The organism is Synechococcus sp. N32 (assembly GCF_900473895.1).
GTDB lineage: Bacteria > Cyanobacteriota > Cyanobacteriia > PCC-6307 > Cyanobiaceae > Parasynechococcus.
Window position 1 is genome coordinate 209,522 of sequence record NZ_UCND01000008.1, and the last position, 7,605, is coordinate 217,126.

At 50.8% G+C, this 7,605-nt stretch carries 9 protein-coding genes; 3 read left to right on the plus strand and 6 right to left on the minus strand.

The annotated features are described in order from the left end of the window. The first annotated feature begins 418 nt into the window (after positions 1-418). A complete protein-coding gene (locus DXY35_RS03375) occupies positions 419-1,099 on the plus strand; it encodes a hypothetical protein (RefSeq protein WP_115081043.1) in 681 nt (226 codons plus the stop codon). A gap of 435 nt (positions 1,100-1,534) precedes the next feature. On the opposite strand, the gene DXY35_RS03385 is transcribed toward DXY35_RS03375, so the two are convergent. The 6 genes from DXY35_RS03385 to DXY35_RS03405 all read right to left on the minus strand — a co-directional run bounded on the left by DXY35_RS03385 (position 1,535) and on the right by DXY35_RS03405 (position 4,721). Next, a complete protein-coding gene (locus DXY35_RS03385; protein ID WP_115081046.1) occupies positions 1,535-1,867 on the minus strand; it encodes a hypothetical protein in 333 nt (110 codons plus the stop codon). Continuing rightward, positions 1,864-2,229, minus strand: a complete 366-nt coding sequence (locus tag DXY35_RS03390; protein WP_115081048.1) for a hypothetical protein — start codon at positions 2,227-2,229, stop codon at positions 1,864-1,866. Before DXY35_RS03390 ends, DXY35_RS03385 begins: the two co-directional genes overlap by 4 nt. A gap of 463 nt (positions 2,230-2,692) precedes the next feature. Next, a complete protein-coding gene (locus tag DXY35_RS03395) occupies positions 2,693-3,187 on the minus strand; it encodes a hypothetical protein (protein ID WP_115081050.1) in 495 nt (164 codons plus the stop codon). 35 nt (positions 3,188-3,222) lie between these two features. Further along, positions 3,223-3,468, minus strand: coding sequence for a DUF3104 domain-containing protein (locus DXY35_RS03400; RefSeq protein ID WP_115081052.1), 246 nt, complete (start codon positions 3,466-3,468; stop codon positions 3,223-3,225). A 215-nt stretch (positions 3,469-3,683) separates the two neighbouring features. Then, positions 3,684-4,256 carry a hypothetical protein gene (locus DXY35_RS12365; protein ID WP_137006702.1) on the minus strand — a complete coding sequence of 191 codons (573 nt, stop codon included), beginning with the start codon at positions 4,254-4,256 and terminating at the stop codon, positions 3,684-3,686. Positions 4,257-4,391: 135 nt separating this feature from the next. After that, positions 4,392-4,721 carry a phage major capsid protein gene (locus DXY35_RS03405; protein WP_115081092.1) on the minus strand — a complete coding sequence of 110 codons (330 nt, stop codon included), beginning with the start codon at positions 4,719-4,721 and terminating at the stop codon, positions 4,392-4,394. A gap of 721 nt (positions 4,722-5,442) precedes the next feature. Here DXY35_RS03405 and DXY35_RS03410 point away from each other — a divergent pair. Both DXY35_RS03410 and DXY35_RS03415 read left to right on the plus strand, forming a co-directional pair. Continuing rightward, on the plus strand, positions 5,443-5,844 hold the full coding sequence (locus tag DXY35_RS03410) for a hypothetical protein (protein ID WP_115081054.1): 402 nt from the start codon (positions 5,443-5,445) through the stop codon (positions 5,842-5,844). A gap of 961 nt (positions 5,845-6,805) precedes the next feature. Further along, a complete protein-coding gene (locus tag DXY35_RS03415; RefSeq protein WP_115081094.1) occupies positions 6,806-7,021 on the plus strand; it encodes a hypothetical protein in 216 nt (71 codons plus the stop codon). Positions 7,022-7,605 lie beyond the last annotated feature (584 nt).

Consider the following 7,605-nt stretch of genomic DNA (forward strand, 5'->3'; position numbering starts at 1 on the left):
CACCCGTAGCCATTATTGATGCATGGAAACTCTCGCCAAGATCCTCTTCATGGGGGTCGTCATTCAGATTCTGACTTTTATCGGTTGCCTCGCTCATGGGGCAGCACCGAAAAATGGGGCATGGGGGTTAGGCACTCGCCAGTCTTGGATCTTCTCCATGACCGTGTCCTTCTTTTATGTGTCTCTGGTCGTGAGATAAAAAACTCCTATTCCTTTTGTCACTGCTTCTCACTGTTCCAGCCATGGCTGAGGACAAGGGCACCTACGAAGCGATCAAGGTCACCGCAGAAATCGTTTCGTCCTGTTCGAGCTCTTCTGAATACCTCTGCACCGGGTGATAGCGACCCTCCCGCGCAACTTTCAGGACCTGTCAGCAGCTGTTTTGGGATTGGACTCATAACCAACCTCAGACAGGCCGATGTACGCCTTTGACAAGCACGGGGTCGCTCGGTGCTGGCGGGTCGGCAAATCGGACTACGACGACCTACTTGGCCCCAAGCAACGCAACCGCCCTAAGGCAGCACTGACCGATCAAGAAATCCTCGACCTCCACGCAGCCATTAAGCCACGCAACCACCGCTGGGCCAACGTCATCCGACTCCTCGCTGCTTACGGCTTGCGCGAATGGGAGATCAATCACCTCGAGGTGCGAGAGAACCACAAGGGCCAACCTCAAATGTTCTGCTCCAAGGGCAAGGTTTCAGCCAATCGCGGTCGCAAACAACAAAACCCTGAGCGCTGGCTGATCGACCTCCCTCTCAGCTCTGCAGAAGAACGCGTCAGCTGGGGATTGGTCGACGAGTGGTCCAGCAATGCCGTTGAGCTACCCAACACCGTCGATGGGAAGGCTTTTGGCACATGGCTCCGTAGACAGCCCGAATGGAAAGAGCTCGTCAGCAAGTACGACGCTCAAGGGCAATACCTCAAGCCCTATGCCTTCAGGGACAGCTTCAGTGTTCGCTGCACCCGCTACGGCATCGCCGACTCACACGCCTCAGAAGTCATGGGCCACAGCCCTGAGGTTCACAGGCGCAGCTACCGCACAAGTCGCCAGGAAGATGTCCTAGATGCCTTCACCAACGCCAAAATGTCGGCATAGATGCACCAATAGCTCAGTGAGTGAGAAGCAGAAGGAAGAGATCATTCGATCTCAGCTAGAAAACCTCAAGAACGACAAGGTTGAATCGCTATTGGTCCAAGCGACTGACTGGGGAATAAACGTTCGGATGTTCCTCAATGACAAGCCATACGAACTAGATCTTGTAAGCAACTGGGATGGCCATGAGGTCACGTTCGTAGATGACCCCACAAGGGGAACAGTTCAAATAGATGAGCTTGAAGATCTTGTGAGCGTCCTAGGCGTCTCCTAGACCAAGCTCACCAGAAGACCTTTTGTATCCAATCGCTACAAAAAAATCGCGATTGCGATGACCCTCGATGGGGGACGCCTGTAAGGACCCTGTGTAATCAGTTTGTTTGGCGCGATTGCGTGATCTCTCGCCTATCGCGTTGGGTCAAAGGCAAGGGTTGAGCCCTAGAAGTAACTCTTATTGCCGGATCTCGTCAGGAAATATCTGCCGCCTCGCGGGCCTGTTGTTCCAACTGGCTGTGACTTTGTGACTGTGCCTGCGGGCACCTTGTGTTTCTTGCCGCCTGCGATCACCGTTGTGGGATCGAAGTAGGTCCACTCGCCAAATTCGCGTTCAATAGCTTCCAGGGCTGCTTTTCGGTCCACAGCAACTTGTGGATCAACTGCAATGCCTTGCTTGAGGGCCATCGCCCTGTTCCGTTGAATCTCTGCTCTGTCGTGCTCTGGGTAGTCCAGAGCTTCAAGCCATTCAGCGCTTCCTACTTCGTAGTTGCTCATGGCACGTCGTAGGTCTTCCGACCGTTGCTGTTGATCCGATAACGGCCACCTCTGGGGCCCCTGAAAATCGGATCACTCAGATGAGGCAAGTCGACGCTGAAGTCATCGTGTATGGGCTCGCCGCTGTTGATCTTTCCCTTGAGATCTTCAAGGTCTTTGTCGAGGGTTGATTTCGGTTGATAGCCCAATCTTGCGATCACCTCAGCACGGAGCTTCTTGGCTTCACGGAGGCGGCGGGCCTGATCTGTCGGGCCTCCGTATCTGCCGAGAAGATTGACTTCGATGTTCGTGATCAGGGCGGCGATACGGTCGTACATCTCCAACAGTTGCTGCTCGGTGAAGTCAGATGCACTGTCAGCCATGGGACCTTTTTAGCCCGCCTCAGGAGCCCAGCCCATCTCCTTCTGCCACGTAGGCGCCCAGAGCTTGCAGCGCTGCCTCGGGTGGCAACACTGCTGATGGAAGCTCACTGAGGCTCTACGAATGGGATATGGAGGTGGAACAGCATCAGGAAGTCGCGCTGGAGATCAGGGATTCAGGGAGATCGTTCCAAGATGCAAGCCAGGCCCGGACTTTGAAGCGTGTCGACGGGACCTTCTTATCGGAGGGGCGGGGTTAGTGCTTTGGGTGGTCGCAACATTTGCAGTTGTCGGGGGTTCCTGCTGGTTTGCCCTGTCGGGCAGATGGTCTCTGATGCTGATCAAGCTTGAGCAGAAGATTCGTTCGTTACGTCGCTAATTAGCTTCAGGCGCCCAGCCCATCTCCTTCTGCCAAGTCGGCGTGATGTCCCGCCTGTGGCGTTGGGTCAGGAGCTGTAAGCCGCCTTCAACGCAGGTTTTTCCCTGTCTTGCAGTCCATCACGTTGCGAATACGTCCGCCAAAGGAGTTGGTGGCTGAGTACTCGATGAGGAGGTTTGCATAGTCACTGTTGAGAACACGGAAGCTGTCTGGGTCCTTCATGGCTGCCTTCAGAGCTCTCCTGCATGCAGACATGGCCTGCGTTTGCGCCGAAAACATTTCCTCGTAGGCCTCACGTTCTGCCTCTGCTTTCTTGGCAGCTTCGACCTTCGCTACGAACTTGGGCTTGTACTCCTCGTTCGTGATCTGATCAGGATCGAAGTCCTCATCGACTGTGTATTCGCTCTTGAGCAACGCATCGCAGTCTTCTGACTTGCCTTCGTTACAGCCCTTGATTTCCATTGCTGTCTTGATCGTGACAAGGATCCCCATAGCAATCCCGAAACTTAAGAGGCCAATTGCTCCCTTCACGATCAGCCCAAGAAGCACTTTTTTCTTTTTTGGGGCCGTATCGTCTTTCATGATGGATTTAGATCTCCGCCAAGAGTGGCAGCAGTTCAGACCCTCGGAATGATGTTTGATACAGAGTCAGCGTTTATCCAGTTGATGATGCCTGTATCGACGTCTGCCACCTGAAACAGCGTGGGGACCTTGGGGTTTCTGGCGCCACCATCCACCCAGATCACGTCAGCCATCCGCCAGTCGCTGCCGTCATCAACGATCACGGTCATTCCTGCCCTGACATGCAGAAAGACAGGATCCGCCTTGGGTGCTGCAACACCGCTCGCATGGTCAACCGACATACCACCTTCGCAAGCACTCCTGTACTACTTCTGGTAGTGCGACGAGGTCAAGGGGGAGGGGGTTAAGACGGGCTGGAGACACTGCCCCCTACCTGTGAGGTGATCAATATTCGGCGTAGGTCTCGTCGTAAATGTCTTTCAGATTCTTCCCATTAAGAGTCAAGTAGGGACTGGGTTGAACGGCTCCCCCTCAGCATTCTTGTGTATTTTCCTTGTTAAAGGGAGAGAGGAGATCCGGAAATTTTTTTACCCAAAGTGTATTTCTCGATGTCATTTTTCCATGGTTTTTTTTCGTATACTGTAATCTCCTCCCCTTCTAGACTGATATAACATTCTACCGCCATTCTTTTGCTTGGAGAAGATTTCCCAGTCAGCCAAAAAGAGTCGCAGTGATGGAGGACATAATAAGATTCTTCGAGGAAGCCATGTGCCACGAGCCGGCAAAATCCATAGCTGTTTTTCGTTACTCTATATATAGTCTTTCGTCCATCTTTGTATCGTATAAAATACCGGGTGATTTCATAATAATTGGCCTCGTTTGATTCTGGCAGCGTACTATTTATATATTGATAATCCGCTTTAAAAAATTCATCATTGCACCGTCTCTTTAGCTCAAGTCTATCAATTTTTTGCTGTCTAAACTGTTCTGCAAGGTTGTTTTGAGGGGCATTCTTCGGGGCCGGAGTTGATCGTTGAGCGCTTCGAGGTGCTGGCGGTTTGGCTGGGTCGAGGGCCACCTGAATCGTGGCAAGGGCAATGATCGGCAGGAGCAGGAGGAGTCTTTTCATGCCATCAGTCTGCGCTGACTACTGCTGTTGCTGCACTGCTGCTGACGCTTGCTGAGGTTTAGAGCGGTTATAAGGCACAAAAAAGCCCCGCCGACTATGGACAGCGGAGCTCTAAGAACCCTCAGTTCAGGCTATTCAGGCCACTGCGTCCGTCATTGCAGCGAAGGATTCGGCGTGACGCACACCAATGTCGATCGACTGCAGCGCTCGCACGCCCACCGTGCCCGTGGCGAAGTCGGAGTAGGGGTCAACAAGGACTTCAAGAGCACCCCACTGGGCAATCATCAGGTCGTTGAAATTCCCGTAAATCACCGTCGAGAGGTCAGTACCAGAGCCTTTCGTGCAGATGACCCACATCGCCGCTGCGACGATCCAGTCGATGGTGGCTTGAACGTTGTTGCCGATTTTCAGCAGTCCTGACATCGCCGCCAGATAGAACAGCGTCGTGGTCAGGTCGTCAGTCATCAGCGGTTTGCTGAGGAACTTGAGAGAGGAACCCAGTTCCCCTGGCACCAACCGTTCAAGGGTGAACGCATCGCGTCCCTTGCCATGCGGTAAACGTTGTTACCGCCTGCCCCAGCAGTGCAATTGCTGTTTACTCCTGTAGTCGAGATGAGCCGCGGCGGTTGCATAGTCGTCGCAGTAGACACGGCTGCCGTTCAACTCGGCTAAGTAGCGGATGTTGGTGTCACCCACCATCAAACGAATTGTCCCGCCTACTTTTGATCTCCAAACAAGAGAAGGGGCAAGAGACATACTCACCTCCAATTCATTTGAGAGAGAAAATATATCGGAAGTGCCTTAAGAGGCAAGCTGCTTATGAACGAAAATAAAGTACCTAGGCATATCTGCCCGAAATCAATTCTCGGCATTTACCAAGAAAGCTTTAGATCGCGAAGAAAAGATGTCAATAAATGAGGGCAATCCTTGCTGGCTATAAAGCCGCCAGTCACCGCAAAATAGACCTTTTTAGTGCAACTAATGTATCTATATTTATCGAGAATTAAGCGGCTTCCTTGGCGTTGAGACGTTCTCCTTTCCATGCGACTTACGGTGTGGGCGGCCAATTTGCTGGGTCAGATTTCGGTGTTTATGCGCACCAGCTCAAAACTAAAACTTTTCTTTTCTCTTTTGGCGCTAACGTAGCCACAGCACCTCAACAAAGCATTTACGAGGAACACCTGGCATGATTAACCGACCTAAGCTGAATATAAAAGCTTTTGAAATTGCACTTGAAAATGCAGGTTTGGACAATGAAGAATTAGATATCATTGAGCATATTCGATATATCGGAATATTCGATGAGCTTTCTTTGAGAAAAGCGCTCAACCTCCCAGGAAAACCCCCGGCGCTTTACCGTCTCAACAAAGCTTGCGAGAAGATAGCGGTCTCGCTACCTGAGCATACTGAGCGAATGTTGCAATGGTCTATAAGCCAAAGCCCAGATCAAATTAGCTGGATGGGTAATCTCGTATGCAGCATTGGCTTCAATGCAGATGGTGAACGCCTCGAACCTGAAAGAGGAACAGTTCTGTACCATACCTTTGTTGTTCATAAAGAGCTATTTAATGGACTTGGTATCACTTAACCATGGGGTCAGAGAATCATTGCTGTAGTTAACTTTTAATTAGACAGCTGAGTATTCCCAGAAAGAGTCGAACTCTAATTTAATGGACTTGCGGTCGTCTGCTCTATTGGACGAGTGGTTTCTCCTCGGGCCTGAGGTACTGAAAACAGGACGCCTGCTGGCGTGAAGATGACTTGGAAACCGTCGGAATGCTGAGCAACTGATTTGGACTCGCCTTGTGGCCCTTCTGGTTCACCTGATCGCGACTCTGCAGTGGGAAGTTGAGCTAATCCCTTAGGCCAAGCGCTTGAACATTATTAGGTATTTACGCTTAGTGACGGATTTGCATTAATTGAGAATGTTTATCACTATCAATAAGGGCCCTTTTGGGGCATGATTGCTAGGTCGTCCTTGGACGGGATCGACGGGCCAATGCATTCTTCTCTTTCGTTGAATCAGCGAAAGAGGAGATGGCCCCTTTGATCTATTGACATGTAACTTTTGTGCGAAAATTCCGCATCAATGCCTCGCTGCGTTCTATAAACAATGAACCGTCCAAGGTCAGTGAGAACCCCGGCTATGCCGGGGTTTTTGCTTCTTGGGAGACCAGCATGATGACGATACAGGTGCCGACTAAAAACAACGCTCCTATGCAGTGAAGACATTCACCTACGGATTAGGAGCCTGAGTATCTGTTGTCTATACGGTCTCTTTACGTCTTGCTTGTCGTACTCCTCAGTGCCTGGGTGCTGCCTCCATTTGACCACTGGATTGGCAGGATGATGAGTCCGTTGAGCAATGGCGGCTCTATCATTGGGTTTCCTTTGTGGTACCTGCATCCTTGGAGGTGCGGAGGCGCAGTGTCGTCTTGCTGCCTGATCTATCAATACAGGGATGAAGGGAGAGGGAGATGGGTTGATCAGCGATCTGAGCGTATTGCTGGATAAGGGTCCACGAACCTTTGCTTTGGTCAAGCTCTGTCGTGATTAAGGACCCGATCTTTCAGAAAGCTTTGAAAATCATCATCTGGTGGTGGCGGCTTCAGCTGGCGATCAATGCTCCCTTTGGACTGCTTTGGATGGCAGACAAGACAAACCAAGCTGTTCGCGCCTTTGACATGTCAGTACTCGCAGCGCTTCATGCGGAGTGGTTCGATCCAATGATGGGATTGCTTGAGGGCTCAGACCCCGCGCGCTAGCTCGTTACAGTCGTAGAGCTCGTAAGCAAAATATCAAACAGACTTTTCAAGAGTTGGGTGTTTGCCTGTATTAGTAGCGGAATATTTTTTGAAGAGGAACTTCTGAGATGAATCAAATGAAAACTTGTGATGTGATTAGCCTCACACCCGGCACCCTGCCTTCTCCGTTAGAATAAAAGTGATTTGAAAGTGATCCTTCACGGCTTTGAATAAAAACAGGAAGAAGTACAACTATCCACAGGGTTTCCCAGGGTGGTTGTCGTTGGTTCCTGTTGAAGAGATTGAAGACATCATCGGGATGGATGCATTTAACAAGCTTGTTGTAAAATTTAGGGAGGAAGAGCTTGGGACCTACAAAAACTTCTCAAACAAGCTTTGAAAAGAACTAGTTAAGCTTATTGCGTTTAAATCCATGACTGCTGCCTGTTCTTAAGAGCTGATGGCGGCTGCCAAATGAGCCATGCCATCGTTGATGCATGCGAAAACGCTGAACTGGCTTCCCACTGAAGAAGAGAAGCCAGTGTCGCTCCAGCGCCCAATGGCATTGCCTAACCATTGGATGGAAGGCTCATCCGACTGAAACT